This is a genomic window from Gemmatimonas sp. (genome assembly GCF_021298855.1).
GTDB lineage: Bacteria > Gemmatimonadota > Gemmatimonadetes > Gemmatimonadales > Gemmatimonadaceae > Gemmatimonas.
In genome coordinates this window covers 1-13,743 of sequence record NZ_JAJTHI010000034.1, presented here as the reverse complement: position 1 = coordinate 13,743, position 13,743 = coordinate 1, and the positions used below count along the sequence as shown (strand labels likewise).

The window sequence follows — 13,743 nt, the reverse complement described above, 5'->3', positions numbered from 1 at the left end:
CCGGAAGACCGCCCTTACGCCACGGGACAGGGAGAGTTTCCACCCGCCGGGTCGATCCCGGCGCACCGGGTGATTACCTTCCCGGTACACGACAGGGGCGTCCCGTATTGCGCGGGGCTGAGAAGCACCCTTTGAACCTGACCCAGATCATGCTGGCGGAGGGAGTCGCGATCGCCATGGGCGCAGGTGCAGCCCGGCGCGCGCGGCGGCCTGCGCCGCCCGAGGCCACATGCCACGACCCACCTTGTCTCCGGCCGACGCGCTCGGCGCGCTGCGCGCCGCAGCGCCGCTCACCCAGTGCATCACCAACTACGTGGCGATGAACATCGCCGCCAACACGCTGCTCGCCGCGGGCGCGGCGCCGGCCATGGTGCATACCGTGGAGGAAAGTGGCGACTTCGCGCGCATCGCGCGGGCCGTGACCATCAACATCGGCACGCTCTCCCCCGCGTGGGTGCAGGGCATGCTGGCCGCCGCCACCGCGGCGAACGCGGTGGGCACGCCGTGGGTGCTCGATCCCGTGGCGCACTTCGCGTCGCCGTACCGGGCGCAGGCCGCGCGCGAGCTGCTGGCGCTGCGCCCCACCATTCTGCGTGGCAACGCCAGTGAAATCCTCGCCCTGGCCGGCGGCGACACCACGGCGCGCGGGGTCGATGCGGCCGATCCGGTCATGGCCGCCGAACCGGCCGCCCGCGCCCTCGCCCAGCAGACGGGGGGCGTGGTGGTGGTGACGGGCGCCATCGACCTCGTCACCGATGGCGCCCGGGTTGCCACCATCACGGGAGGCTCGCCGCTCATGCCGCAGGTCACGGCGCTCGGCTGCTCGCTGACCTGTCTCATTGGCTCCTACGCCGCCATTGCCGCACCATTCGAGGCGGCGGTGTCGGCGCTGGTGCTTTTCGCCCACGCGGGCGAACGCGCAGGGCGCGAGGCAGAAGGCCCGGGATCGTTCGGGTGGCGCTTCCTCGATGCCCTGGCGGCAACCTCCCCGGCGGAGCTCGCCGCCACCGAGCGTGTCACATGGGGGTGATCACCCCACAGCTGCGTCTCTATCTCGTGACCGACCCGGTGCTCTGTGCGGCGCGGGGCGTCGTGGACACGGTGCGCGACGCCGTGCGTGGCGGGGTGACCATGGTGCAGCTCCGTGACAAGGACGCCACCACGGCGGAGCGCGTGGCGCTGGGGCGAGCGCTCATGGAGGTGCTGGCCGGGACCAACGTCCCGCTGGTGATCAATGACGACCTGGAGGCCGCGGTTGCCATTGGCGCCCACGGCGTGCACGTGGGCCAATCGGATGTGGGGCCGCACCGGGCGCGCGCGCGCCTTGGCCCGCACGCGATCGTGGGCCTCTCGTGCGAAACAGTCGCCCACGCGGCGGCGGCCGACCGGTCGGTGCTGGACTACGTTGGCCTCGGCCCCGTGTTCGCCACCAGCACCAAGCCCGATCACGCCGCGGCCATGGGGCTGGCCGACCTGGCCGCCGCACGGGCCGCCACGCCGTTGCCGGCCGTCGCCATTGGTGGGGTGCACGCCGTGAACCTCGAGCAGGTGCTGGCCACCGGTGTGGACGGGGTGGCCGTGGTGTCCGCCATTTGCGGGCAGCCCGATGTCCACGCCGCGACGCACGCGCTGGCTATGGCCATGGCGCGCCGAACGGCATCACCCACGGGGACCTCATCGTGACCCACTCCCGCATTCCCAACGTGCTGGCGATTGCCGGCTCCGATCCCTCCGGTGGCGCGGGCATTCAGGCCGACCTCAAGGCCTTCGCCGCCCAGCGGTGCTACGGCATGGCCGCCATTACGGCGCTCACGGCCCAGAACACGCGCGGCGTGTCGGGGGTGCATCTGGTACCGCCGGCGTTCGTGCAGCAGCAGCTCGCGGCGATCTTCGAGGACATTCGCGTGGACGCCGTGAAGATCGGCATGATTGCCACCGCCGAGATTGCCCACGCGGTCGCCGATGTGCTGCAGGCGCACCCCGGCGTGCCGATCGTGCTCGACCCGGTGATGATCGCCAAGGGAGGAGCCCCCCTACTGCGCGACGACGCCATCGACGCGGTGCGCACGCGCCTGGTGCCGCTGGCCACCGTGATCACGCCCAACCTGCCGGAGGCCGCGCGTCTCGCGGGCACGGCCGTTGCCGAAACACGCGACGCCATGGTGGAGCAGGCCCGAGCCCTGCGTGAGGCGGGGGCCAGCGCGGTGCTGCTCAAGGGGGGGCACCTGGCAACGCACACCAGCCCGGACTGCCTGGTGGTCGACGGCGGCGTGCACTGGTTCGAGTCGCCGCGCGTGGCCACCACCCACACGCACGGTACGGGGTGCACGCTGTCGGCCGCGCTTGCCGCACAACTCGCCCACGGCGCCGCACTCCCCGACGCGGTGCACACCGCCAAGGCGTACGTCACGGCCGCCATTACGGCGGCGCATCAGCTCACCGTGGGACACGGCCACGGTCCCACCCACCACTTCCACGCGCTCTGGCAGGTCTGATCATGTCCCGTTCTCTCTCCGAGCAGGTCGTCGTTGTCTCCGGTGCCGGTCGCGGACTGGGTGCCGCCATTGCCACCGCGTTCGCCCGCGAGGGCGCGCAGGTCGTCGTGAACTATCGCGCCAGTCGGGCCCAGGCCGAGGCGTTGGCGGCCACGCTGGGGGCGCGCGCAGTGGCGCTGCAGGCCGATGTGCGCGACGCCTCGCAGGTGGGCGCGATGTTCGACACCGTCGAGCGCACCATGGGCCCCGTCACGACCGTCGTTCACAATGCGCTTGCCGACTACCGGTTCAACGGCGACGCCCGCGACACCATCGCCACCCTCACGCCAGCCAAGCTGCTCGAGCAGACCAACACGGCCTGTGTGGGCGCGCTCACCCTGCTGCAGCGCGCCGTGCCGGCGATGGCGCAGGCCGGCTTCGGGCGCGTCATCACCATTGGCAGCAACCTGGTGCAGAACCCGGTGGTGCCCTACCACGACTACACCGCGGCCAAGAGCGCCCTGCTGGCGTTCACCCGCACGGCGGCGGCCGAACTCGGGCCGCGTGGCATTACCGTGAACATGGTGTCGGGCGGGTTGCTCCGGACCACCGATGCCAGCGCCGCCACCCCCGACGTGGTGTTCGACCTCATTGCCGCCAACACGCCGCTGCGGCGGGTCACCACCCCCGACGAGCTGGCCGACACGGTGCTGTTCTTCGCGAGCCCGTGGGCCCGATCGGTGACCGGGCAGAACCTCATCGTAGACGGCGGCCTGGTGTTCGGCTGACGTGGCGTGGTGTCCGCCCGCACTCCGCCGGGCGGACACCACACCGTCCGCACTCGCTTCCGTGTTAAGTTCGGCGCATGTACGCCACCTGTGTCTATTGCCACGGCGCGCTGGGCGCCAATGAGGTGGTCGAGCACTTCCCCGTGGGGCGCAAGCTCGCCTTCGACGCGGCACGCGGGCGGCTGTGGGCGGTGTGCCCTCGCTGCACACGGTGGAACCTCTCGCCGCTCGAAGAGCGGTGGGAGGCCATCGAGACCTGTGAGCGTCTCTATCGCGACACGCCCCTCAAGGCGAGCACCGACAACATCGGCCTTGCCAAGCTGAGTGAGGGGCTGCAGCTGGTGCGGGTGGGACAACCCACCCGACCCGAGTTTGCGGCGTGGCGGTACGGCGGCGAGCTCCAGCGTCGTCGAATCAGGACGTGGGCGATCTACGGTGGCAGCGCCGCCCTGATGATTGGGCTCACGGGGCTCAAGTGGATCAACCCCTCGCTGCATGGCGCCATTCCGCTCGCCGGGGTCATCCCTGGTGCATTGAACTACTGGAACCTGTACCGATTGCATCTCAAGCGCGTGGCGCGCGTACCCTACCGCAACGAACTGGTCACCTTGCGGCGCTCCGACATCGGCAACGTGAAACTTGAAGCGGTCAGCGCTGGTGCTGCCGCGAGCGGCGATTGGCAGCTCAACGTGCTGCACAAGTCGGGGCGCAGCATCGTCACGGGTGACGAGGCGAAGCGCCTCATGGGGAAGTTGCTGACGGTCACCAACGAAGAAGGCGGTTCCGCCGACACCGTCCGTTCAGCCGTGACGCGACTCGCCGAGGCCGGCTCGGCGGACGCGTTCATTCAGCAGTACATCAGGACGGGCAAGGGTGTCTTCTCCGGCTCGTGGAAGGAGGGCACCCGTGACCAGCATCTCGCCCTCGAAATGGCCCTCCACGAAGACACCGAACGGGCCGCGCTGGAGGGCGACCTCGCGGCGCTCGAGCGCGCGTGGGCACAAGCGGAGGAGATTGCCGCCATTGCCGACAACCTGCTGCTCCCGGCGTGGATCCAGCAGAGACTGCCCGATGCTACGACGCGTCGTCGGCCAGCAGATGGCGCAGATAGCGATCGGGGTCGTTGAGAAAATCGCGCGACAACCGATAGTGCTCGGTCTCGCGATACGACACCTCCGTTACGTGGCCGTCCTCGAGCTCGAGCACACGTGCACCCGGCAGACACAGCAGCATTGGTGAATGGGTCGCGATGATGAACTGCGCGATCCCCTGTCCGGCCAGACTGTGCAGAATCTGCATGAACGCCAGCTGACGCTGTGGCGAGAGCGCGGCCTCCGGTTCGTCGAGAATGTACAACCCATCCTCGAAGCGGTTCTCGAACAACGACAGAAACGCTTCACCGTGCGACTGCTCGTGCAGCGAGCGGCCACCGTAGCGCGCAAACGTACTCTCGAGATCGATGAGGTGACTCGAGAACTGATGAAACGTTTCGGCGCGCAGGAAGAACCCGTCGGTCACGCGCTGTCGCCACGTGAGTTGGAGTGCGCGCCCGAGGGCGTGCCCCTCGTCGCCACTCACGAACTGATGGTCGCGACTGCCGCCGTACATCCCGAAACCCGTGGCCCACGCGAGCGCCTCGAGTACGGTACTCTTGCCGGAGCCGTTCTCGCCCACGAGAAAGGTCACGGGTGTCGTGAATGACAGTGACAGCCCGTTTTCGATCAGCGGGATCGTGAACGGATGCTGATCGGGCTGCACACGGTCATGGTGTAACGACAGATGTGTCAGGAAGGGGCTGCCATGCATGGTCAACAAAGGCTACGGCTTCGCCTTCGCCAGCAACTCGGCGAACCCGTTCTCGACGTAGACCCCCGGCGAGGCCGAGCGGTGGCGCATCATCAGAAAGCGCTGGCCGTCCGGCAACACATCGTACTGCGCGCGGGCGGCGATGCCGAGACGTCATCGGCAGACACCGGCCGCAGGGTCGTGTCCCCGGTACGCTGGCGCGCGTACCGCTGCGACACGCGGGCTGTATCGCGACCCGCCCCGTACGACCGCACGTAGTCCACTTCGAGGCGAAAGGGCCCGTCCTGCCCGTCGGCCATGTAGAGCCCCATGCCACGAATGCGCGCCACGTCAATGAACGGGGCGTTCACCGCTCTCCCGAAAATCGTGCTGCGCAGCGCGCTGAAGGGCACGCGCACCACCGTCCACTCGGCCGACGTCGCGAACGGTGCCCGCCGCGAGACGGTGCGACCATAGGCGCGCTCGCCGTCGTCGAGCTCCACCTCGAATTGGCGTCCACTGCCGCGGACGCGCAGCTCGATCCCCAGCTGACCGGTAAGGTCCACCGCGCGTCGCGCCCGCACCGAGGTGAACCCGCCGCCCTGCGTGACCAGCGTGCCCGTAAAGCGCAGGGTGCCCTGCTCAACGGCCACGAAACCCGCCGAGCGACCACCCATGACGCCGTCGTTCACCACGTTCCACTCGGCCTCGTCGGCGCGGTCGAAGGTGAAGAGTGTGACTGGTGCGGACACGGGCACGGGTTCCTTGTTGGCAACGTGAAGCCCGGCAGATATGCCGAGCACCAGCCACAGGGAGGGCAGGGACAGGAGGAGTGAGCACATCGCGGCATGCATACAGCGAGAAAGCGGCACCAGATGGACCGGGTTCCCAACCCCTTCCGTGCGGCTGCGATCGGAGCGACGATTCCTGCCCGCCCTCGCCCCTCACCGCCACGTCCATCTGATGCCGGAGTCCCCCCTGGCGTTGACCACCGGTCGCGCGACGCTCGCGCTGCTCGCCCCCGTCTCGGGCGTCATCGTCCCCCTCGACGAAGTGCCCGACCCGGTCTTTGCCCAACGGCTCGCCGGCGACGGGCTCTCGATCGACCCACTCGGGAGCGAGGTGGTCGCCCCCTGCGATGCCGTGGTGCGGCAGGTCCATCGCGCCTCGCACGCCGTGACCCTCGAAGCGTCCGGCCTGGAGATCGTCATCCACGTAGGGCTGGATACCGTGCTGCTGCAGGGGGCCGGGTTCCACCCCGCGGTCAAGGCCGGCCAGCCGGTGCGCGCTGGTGAGGTGCTCCTCCGTTTCGACATCGACGCCGTCGCCCGGCGCGCCCGCTCGCTGCTCACCGAGGTGATCGTTTCCAACATGGACCGCGTAGCCACGCTGCGGCCGCGCTCGGGAATGGTGGTGGCGGGCCACGACGTGCTCTTCGAGGTGGAACTCACGACCGACCCGGGCACCACCGCCGCGCCGGCCTCCGCGGACACGGCCATCACCTCCCCCCCGGTCGTCGTGGGGGCGCGCACGGGACTGCACGCGCGTCCCGCCGCGGTGGTCGCGGCGGCGGCTCGGCGTTTTGCCGCCGACCTGCGTCTGCACAAAGACGGGCAGGAAGCCAACGCGCGCAGTGTCGTCTCCATCATGGCACTCGAAGTGGGCGGCGGAGACACCCTCACGGTGGTTGGGCGCGGCAGCGACGCCGCGGAGGCCATTCAGGCGCTGGTCGGATTGCTCGCGACGGATCTCGATGCGGGTGCCGACGCCACGCACGGGGAACCTGCCCCCGCGGCCCCCATGCCTGTCACCCTCCCCACCACCGAGCCGGTCGCCGAAGGGGTGCTGCGCGGCGTGGCGGCGTCGCCGGGGCTGGGCATCGGGCACGTCTTCCACCTGCGCCACGACGATGCGGTAGTCGAGCAGCGGGGGGCCGACCCGATGCAGGAGCAGCGGGCACTGGAGTCGGCGCTGAGTGCCGCGCATCTGCAGCTGGACGGGTTGCGGCAACGCCTCATCGAGGAAGCCGACGCCGACCACGCCGCCATCTTCGCGGCGCATCAGGAACTGCTGGAGGACCCCGAAGTACTCGACCGCGCGGCCGCGCAGGTGCGCGCGGGCGACTCCGCCGCCTGGGCGTGGCAACAGGCCTACACCTCACAGGCCGATCGGCTCTCGGCGCTTTCCCATGCGGTCATGCGCGGCCGTGCCACCGACCTGCGCGATGTCGGGCGCCGGGTGCTGCACCTGCTCGTTGGCGGATCGGCGCCGGTGGACGTTCCCGCCGACTCCATCGTCGTGGCCGAAGACCTCACCCCGTCGGACACCGCCGCGCTCGACCGCACCAAGGTGCGCGCGCTCTGCACCACCATGGGGAGCGCCACCTCGCACGTGGCCATCCTCGCCCGCGGGCTGGGACTGCCGGCCGTAGCCGGCGTGGATCCCCGCATTCTCGCCCTGCCGGCCGGCACGCGGGTAGTGGTGGACGGCGACCGCGGCACCGTGAACACCACGCCCAGCGCCGACGACGAAAGCCGTATCGTCGCGCGGCAGGCGGTGGACGACGAACGCCGCGGGCGGGAGCTCGCCGTGGCCCGCGAGCCCGCGACCACCACCGACGGGCATCGCGTCGAGGTGGTGGCCAACATCGGGGCCGTGAGCGAGGGTGCGCGCGTCGCCGACGTTGGCGGCGAAGGGGTGGGGCTGCTGCGCAGCGAGTTCCTCTTCATGGACCGGCGCACGGCTCCGGACGAGGACGAACAGGCCAAGAGCTATCGCACCGTGGCCCGCGCGCTGGGTCCCGAGCGCATCCTCGTCATTCGCACGCTCGATGGGGGGGGGGACAAGCCATTGCCCTACCTCGATGTCGCCGTGGAACTGAATCCCTTCCTTGGAGAGCGGGGCGTTCGTCTCACGCTGGCGCGTCCCGAGCTGTTTCGCACGCAGGTGCGCGCCATTCTGCGGGCGTCGGCGTCCGGCAAGGTGGCGATGATGTTCCCCATGATCGCCACGCTGGCGGAGTGGCGGGCCGCGAAGGCGCTCGTGGAGCGTGAGCGTGAGGCGCTGGGCGTGGCGCCCATTCCCGTGGGCATCATGGTGGAGATCCCCGCCGCCGCGCTCATCGCCGAGCAGTTTGCACGCGAGGCCGACTTCTTCTCCATCGGCACCAACGACCTCACGCAGTACGCACTGGCCATGGATCGCACCAACCCGCGCCTCGCCCCGCAGGTGGACGCACTGCACCCCTCGGTGTTGCGGCTCATCGAGCGCACCGTGGCGGGCGCCCGCGCCCACGGGCGTTGGGTGGGCGTCTGCGGCGCGTTGGCGGGTGACCTGCATGCCGTGCCCATCCTCGTGGGACTCGGCGTGGACGAACTCAGCGCCGACATTCCGCTGGTGCCGGCCGTCAAGGCGCGTGTGCGTTCGCTCTCGCTGGCCGAGTGCCGGGAGACGGCGCGCCTGGCCCTCGAGGCAGGCGATGGTACCGAGGTGCGGGCGATCGTCACGCAGCGTCACTCATGACGCGGCTCTCCAAGAGGAGCACATCCAGATGAGTCAGGGTCGCGCCGCCTTCGGGTGGCTGCAGAAGATCGGCAAGTCGCTCATGCTTCCCGTGTCGGTGCTCCCGGCCGCGGGCATCTTGCTGGGCGTGGGCAGCGCCAAGTTCAGCATCCTGCCGGCCGCCATGTCGAGCGTGATGGCGCAGGCGGGCGGAGCCATCTTTGGCAACCTGCCGTTGATCTTCTCCATCGGGGTCGCGCTGGGTCTCACCGGCAACGATGGCGTGGCGTCGCTGGCCGCCGTGGTGGGGTTCGCGGTCATGGTGGCGACCATGGGCGTCATGGCTCCGTTGGTGGGCTATGAGCCCAAGCAGATCATGGGCATGCCGTCCATCGAGACGGGCGTGTTCGGCGGCATCCTCATCGGGACCATCGCGGCGCTGTTGTTCAATCGGTTCTATCGCATCACGCTGCCGTCGTATCTGGGCTTTTTTGCCGGCAAGCGGTCGGTGCCCATTCTCACCGCTCTCGCCGCGGTCGTGACCGGCATCGTGCTCAGCGTGGTGTGGCCGCCCATTGGGCACCAGATCGACCTGTTCTCGCACTGGGCCGCCAGCAGCAACCCCGCGTTGGCGTTCTCCGTGTACGGCGTCGTGGAACGGTCACTCATTCCCTTCGGGCTGCATCACATCTGGAACGTGCCGTTCTTCTTCCAGGTGGGACAGTTCACCGATCCGGCCACGGGGCAGGTGCTCACCGGAGAAATCCCGCGCTTTGCGGCCGGTGATCCCACCGCCGGCTATCTCGCCGGTGGCTACCTCTTCAAGATGTGGGGACTCCCCGCCGCTGCCCTCGCCATGTGGCGCACCGCGCGGCCGGAGCATCGCACGAAGGTCGGCGGCATCATGATCTCGGCGGCGCTCACCTCGTTCCTCACCGGAATCACGGAGCCCATCGAGTTCGCGTTCATGTTCGTGGCGCCGCTGCTCTATGCCATGCATGCGCTGCTCGCGGCCGCGGCGTACTTCGTGGCGGTGGAGCTGGGCATTCGGCATGGCACCACGTTTTCGCACGGGCTGATCGACTACATCGTGCTCTTTCCCAACTCCACGCGCGGGTTGTGGTTTCTCTGGCTTGGTCCCCTGTGGGCGGCCATGTACTTCGCGCTGTTCCGCACCATGATCCTCAAGCGCGACCTCAAGACGCCGGGGCGCGAGGTGGAGGACAGTGCCGCGGTGCCCGACGAGAGCGCGAACGGTGAGCAACCCTCGGGCACCGGCGCGGCCACGCCCGGCAGCCTTGCGGCACAACTGGTGGCGGCCTTCGGGGGCCCGGACAACATCCGCAACCTCGACGCCTGCATCACCCGGTTGCGGGTGGACCTGCACGACGTCTCGCGCGCCAGTGCCGCGGCCCTCAAGGGGTTGGGCGCATCCGGCGTAATGCAGGTGGGCAACGGCATGCAGGCCATCTTCGGGACCCGGTCGGAGAACCTCAAGACCGACATGGAAGAGTTCATGCGCACGATGCCACTGGCGTCTGCACGCGGACCCCGTGTCGCATCGGCGGCCATCCTCGGCGCACCAACAGTCGTCATCACACACGGGCATCGCACCCGCGCGACCGCCATCACCGCCGCCCTCGGCGGCACCGACAACATCACCCAGGCCGACATCGTGGCACTCACTCGCGTGCGCGTCGTGTTGCACGATGCGTCACGACGCAATGAGTCTGCGCTTACGGCGGCCGGTGTGCGCGGGGTGATGCCACTGGACGGTGGCGTGGTACACCTCATCGTTGGCGAAGACGCCGCCGGGATCGCGGCGGCCATGGCCCCCTCCGTGTCGGCAGCGCGGTGAGCAACGTGCAACAGCAGCGGGCCGGGGCGATCGGTCTCGACTCACGCCGCCCGGTGCGCATGGTGTGCCTCGACGTGGACGGCACCATGCTCGGGGCGTCCGGTACGGTGCGCGATGCGGTCTGGCACGCGGTGGAGATGGCGCGCCGTGCCGGCATCCAGCTCACCATGTGCTCGGGACGTCCGGGTTTTGGGGTCACGCGCGAGTTGGCGCACCGGGTGAACGCCACGGGATGGCACTGCTTCCAGAACGGCGCCAGCATCGTGCGCCTGCACGACGGCCAGTCGCAGTCGGCGGTGCTGGACGACGACATCATCCGCAGGCTCGTTGCGCGCGCCCGCGAAACGAATCGCCTGCTCGAACTCTATACCGATACGCACTACGTCACGGAAAGCGAGACGCGTGTGGCACGCGTGCATGCCGAAGTGCTCGGCCTGCCCTACGCGCCGCAACGGTACGAAGCGCTTCCCCCGCCCATCGTGCGCGCGCAGTGGATCGTGCCGCACCACGAGCTGAACGCCCTCGTCGCCGAGCCGCACGATGGGCTGGAAGTTTCGCCGGCAACGGGTCCGGCGCTTCCGGAGCACGTCTTCGTGAACCTCACCCGTCGTGGTGTGGACAAGGGGTATGCGCTGCGCGTGATCGCCGCCGAGTATGGCGTGGCACTCGACGAGGTCATGTACGTCGGCGATGGATTCAACGACACCCCGGCGCTCGGCATCGTCGGGTGGCCCGTGGCCATGGGCAACGCCGAGCCGGTGGCCAAGGCGCTGGCCGCGCATATCGTGGCCGACGTGGAGGCGGACGGGGTGGCCGAGGCGTTGGAGATGGCGATCGCCAGCCGTGGCTGACGGACGCTACGCGCTCGCTACGTGCGCGCGGGTGCCAGCTCCACCACGCGACGCTCACGCGCCGAGCGCTGCGCCGCGTTGATGACATCGAGCATGGCAATGGCCTCGTCCACTGGCACGGGCGGCGGCGCGTCACCGCGAATGGCGGCGGCGACCCCCGCATAGAACGCCGGATAGTCGCCGGGGAGCGTTGGCACCGGCACCTTCGCGGTCTCGCTGCCAAGCATGCCCCACCGCTCCGGCGGCTCGTGGCCCCACGCGGCACCGCCGGGCTTCTCTCCCGCCTTGAGCGCTACCTCCTGCACATCGAGGCCCCACTTCACCAATGACGCCGCCGAACCGCTCACACGGAAGCGTGGCGTGGCCTGCGCCGCGAGCGCGCTGGCATGGAGGTGCGACCGCACACCGCTTACGTGCGCGAGCGACACGAACACGTCATCCTCCGCCGTCACGCCCGGGCGCCGTGTGTCCAATTCGGCGTACACCGCGGCCACGGGTCCGAAGAGCAGCAGCGCCTGGTCAATGAGATGACTCCCGAGATCGTAGAGCAACCCACCAGCCACGCCTGGTTCGCCGGACTCACGCCATGAGCCGGTTGGCTGCGGACGCCAGCGGTCGAATCGGCTCTCGAAGCCATGGACCGTGCCGAACGCTCCCTGTGCGAGCAACGCGCGCACCGTGAGGAAGTCCCCATCCCAACGCCGGTTCTGGTAGGGAATCAGCAGCCGGTTGGCAGCGCGCGCGGCACCGGCCATGCCCCGTCCCTCCGCTGCGCTCACGGCGAACGGCTTGTCGACGACCGCGTGAATGCCGTTGGCAAACGCCGCCAAGGCGAGCGGGGCATGACTGCGGTTTGGCGTGGCAATCACCACGAGGTCGATCTCGCTCGACCGATCCCACAGCGCTGCCGCCGAGGCGACCACGTGAACGCCGGGATAGTCGCGCAGCGCCTGCGCGCGACGCCCCACGTCGCTTGTGACCACAACGCGGAGCGTCAGCCCCGGCGTCGTCGCAATGAGCGGCGCGTGAAAGTATGCCCCGCCGGGACCGAACCCGATGAGCGCGACGCGGATTATCGGACCACCCCGCTCTTGCTCACCTGTTGCAACCACTGGTAACTGCGCTTCGGCGTACGCTGCTGGATGGCGCCGCTGAACCACACCGCGTTCGGCGCCTCTGAACGCGCCGCCGCAATATCCGGCCAGCCATCGCCGTCCAAATCCCCAACCGCCACGCCGTACACCGAACCCTTGCCGTCGCCCCACGGCGTATCGGTAAAGCGCGGTACACGCGCCCCACCGGTGTTGAAGAGCACCGACCCTACCGCCTCCTGCCGCCCCACCACGAGGTCGGGCTTCGCATCGCGATTCATATCGGCAATGGCAACCGAATAGGGCGCCCCGCCTGCCGAGGGCAGAGCAACCGGCGCATCGAACGCGCGCGACCCCGCGCCCATGTACACGAAGAGTCCGTTGCGTTCATCGCCCACCACCACGTCGATCACGCGGTCGCCGTTGATGTCGGCCGCGGCGGCGGCACGGATCTGCGACGTGGGCGGGCCAAGTGGTGTTGGCGGGTCACGGAACACGCCGGTGCCGTCGTTCCAGAAGATCAGGTTCTGGCCACCGTCGCGGTGCGGCACCACAAGATCCGTCTTGCCGTCACCGTCGAGATCACTGGCCACCACAATGGTGGCCGACTGGGTGGCGAGCGGCGCGCACGTATCAAATGTGCCCGCGCCACGGTTGAGGCACACAAAACTTGGCCGGGGAACTGCCGGGTTGGCACTCCGGTTGGCCACGATCAAGTCGGGGCGCTGGTCGCCATTCACGTCGGCCACGGTGACGTAGCGCGTGTTCCACGCGGCCTCGCCAAAGGTGCCGCCAACGCGAAAGTGCCCCGCCCCATCGTTGAGGTAGATGAGCTTCCGGTCGGGCTTGTCGTTGCTCGCCACGATATCGAGATCGCCATCGCCATCGAGGTCGGCGAGCGCCGCTGAGTACGTGCGATCGGCGGAGTCGGCCAGCGGTTGGGTGGAAAAGTGCCCCCTGCCGTCGTTGCGCAGGATCTGGTCGACCAGCGGCCAATGCCGCCCCTTGGCGAGGACCACGTCCAGCGTACCGTTGTTGTCGATATCGCCGAGGCTGACACTGGCGGAGGTTTCGCTGGTCGTCTCGAGCAACAGCACGCGCGCAAAGACGCGGGGGGCGCTGGTTTGCGAGGCCACGGCGGCGCTTGCGGCCACGCATAGCCCGAGCGCCATGAAGGGACGGAACCCGGGGCGGCCGAACGGGAGCATGGTCATCGGCAGAAGGTACGGCGCCGGCGCGTAGTCCCGTCAGTACTCGTTGAAGATCCGCTGAATCTCGCGCGGGTCCTGCGTCCTCGTGAGCGCGACCATGAGCAGAATGCGCGCCTTGGTCGCCGTCAGGTGCTGGGCAACAACGGCGGGCGGCACCGGTGGCGCGGGCGGTGCCGAGGGGCGG

General features: G+C 69.3%; 12 protein-coding genes and 1 riboswitch. Of the genes, 8 read left to right on the top strand and 4 right to left on the bottom strand.

Annotation, left to right across the window (positions count from 1 at the left end):
- Positions 1-83 precede the first annotated feature (83 nt).
- Positions 84-181: riboswitch (TPP riboswitch) on the top strand.
- Positions 182-229: 48 nt separating this feature from the next.
- From thiM to LW840_RS11425, 5 genes are all read left to right on the top strand, one after another.
- Complete coding sequence (gene thiM / locus LW840_RS11445; RefSeq protein ID WP_291268763.1) at positions 230-1,030, top strand: hydroxyethylthiazole kinase; 801 nt, start codon at positions 230-232, stop codon at positions 1,028-1,030.
- Complete coding sequence (gene thiE, locus LW840_RS11440) at positions 1,021-1,683, top strand: thiamine phosphate synthase (RefSeq protein WP_298399220.1); 663 nt, start codon at positions 1,021-1,023, stop codon at positions 1,681-1,683. Before thiM ends, thiE begins: the two co-directional genes overlap by 10 nt.
- A complete protein-coding gene (gene thiD, locus LW840_RS11435; RefSeq protein WP_291277010.1) occupies positions 1,680-2,495 on the top strand; it encodes a bifunctional hydroxymethylpyrimidine kinase/phosphomethylpyrimidine kinase in 816 nt (271 codons plus the stop codon). Before thiE ends, thiD begins: the two co-directional genes overlap by 4 nt.
- A gap of 2 nt (positions 2,496-2,497) precedes the next feature.
- On the top strand, positions 2,498-3,262 hold the full coding sequence (locus tag LW840_RS11430) for a 3-oxoacyl-ACP reductase (protein ID WP_291277009.1): 765 nt from the start codon (positions 2,498-2,500) through the stop codon (positions 3,260-3,262).
- Between the two features lie 77 nt (positions 3,263-3,339).
- Positions 3,340-4,389 (top strand): hypothetical protein, encoded by a 1,050-nt coding sequence (locus LW840_RS11425; RefSeq protein ID WP_291277008.1) that lies wholly within the window; start codon positions 3,340-3,342, stop codon positions 4,387-4,389.
- Here the strand turns inward: LW840_RS11425 and LW840_RS11420 are convergent.
- Both LW840_RS11420 and LW840_RS11415 read right to left on the bottom strand, forming a co-directional pair.
- Positions 4,337-5,068 (bottom strand): AAA family ATPase, encoded by a 732-nt coding sequence (locus LW840_RS11420; RefSeq protein WP_291277007.1) that lies wholly within the window; start codon positions 5,066-5,068, stop codon positions 4,337-4,339. The two genes, LW840_RS11425 and LW840_RS11420, sit on opposite strands and share 53 nt — an antisense overlap.
- Before the next feature lie 92 nt (positions 5,069-5,160).
- Positions 5,161-5,889 (bottom strand): CIA30 family protein, encoded by a 729-nt coding sequence (locus LW840_RS11415; RefSeq protein ID WP_291267924.1) that lies wholly within the window; start codon positions 5,887-5,889, stop codon positions 5,161-5,163.
- Between the two features lie 121 nt (positions 5,890-6,010).
- Here LW840_RS11415 and ptsP point away from each other — a divergent pair, with 121 nt between their 5' ends.
- Genes ptsP through LW840_RS11400 form a run of 3 tightly spaced genes read left to right on the top strand, consistent with a single transcriptional unit; the run spans position 6,011 to position 11,257 of the window.
- Positions 6,011-8,569 (top strand): phosphoenolpyruvate--protein phosphotransferase, encoded by a 2,559-nt coding sequence (ptsP, locus tag LW840_RS11410; protein ID WP_291277006.1) that lies wholly within the window; start codon positions 6,011-6,013, stop codon positions 8,567-8,569.
- Between the two features lie 28 nt (positions 8,570-8,597).
- The gene (gene ptsG, locus LW840_RS11405; RefSeq protein WP_291277005.1) at positions 8,598-10,406 is read left to right on the top strand and encodes a PTS glucose transporter subunit IIBC; all 1,809 of its coding nucleotides are present in this window, start codon (positions 8,598-8,600) and stop codon (positions 10,404-10,406) included.
- Positions 10,403-11,257 (top strand): Cof-type HAD-IIB family hydrolase, encoded by an 855-nt coding sequence (locus tag LW840_RS11400; RefSeq protein WP_291262486.1) that lies wholly within the window; start codon positions 10,403-10,405, stop codon positions 11,255-11,257. The genes ptsG and LW840_RS11400 overlap by 4 nt, the downstream gene beginning before the upstream one ends.
- A 17-nt stretch (positions 11,258-11,274) precedes the next feature.
- On the opposite strand, the gene LW840_RS11395 is transcribed toward LW840_RS11400, so the two are convergent.
- Positions 11,275-12,333: a Gfo/Idh/MocA family oxidoreductase gene (locus LW840_RS11395; RefSeq protein WP_345780905.1), complete on the bottom strand. Its 1,059-nt coding sequence runs from the start codon at positions 12,331-12,333 to the stop codon at positions 11,275-11,277.
- Positions 12,330-13,562: a VCBS repeat-containing protein gene (locus LW840_RS11390; protein ID WP_291277003.1), complete on the bottom strand. Its 1,233-nt coding sequence runs from the start codon at positions 13,560-13,562 to the stop codon at positions 12,330-12,332. The genes LW840_RS11395 and LW840_RS11390 overlap by 4 nt, the downstream gene beginning before the upstream one ends.
- Positions 13,563-13,743: the final 181 nt, after the last annotated feature.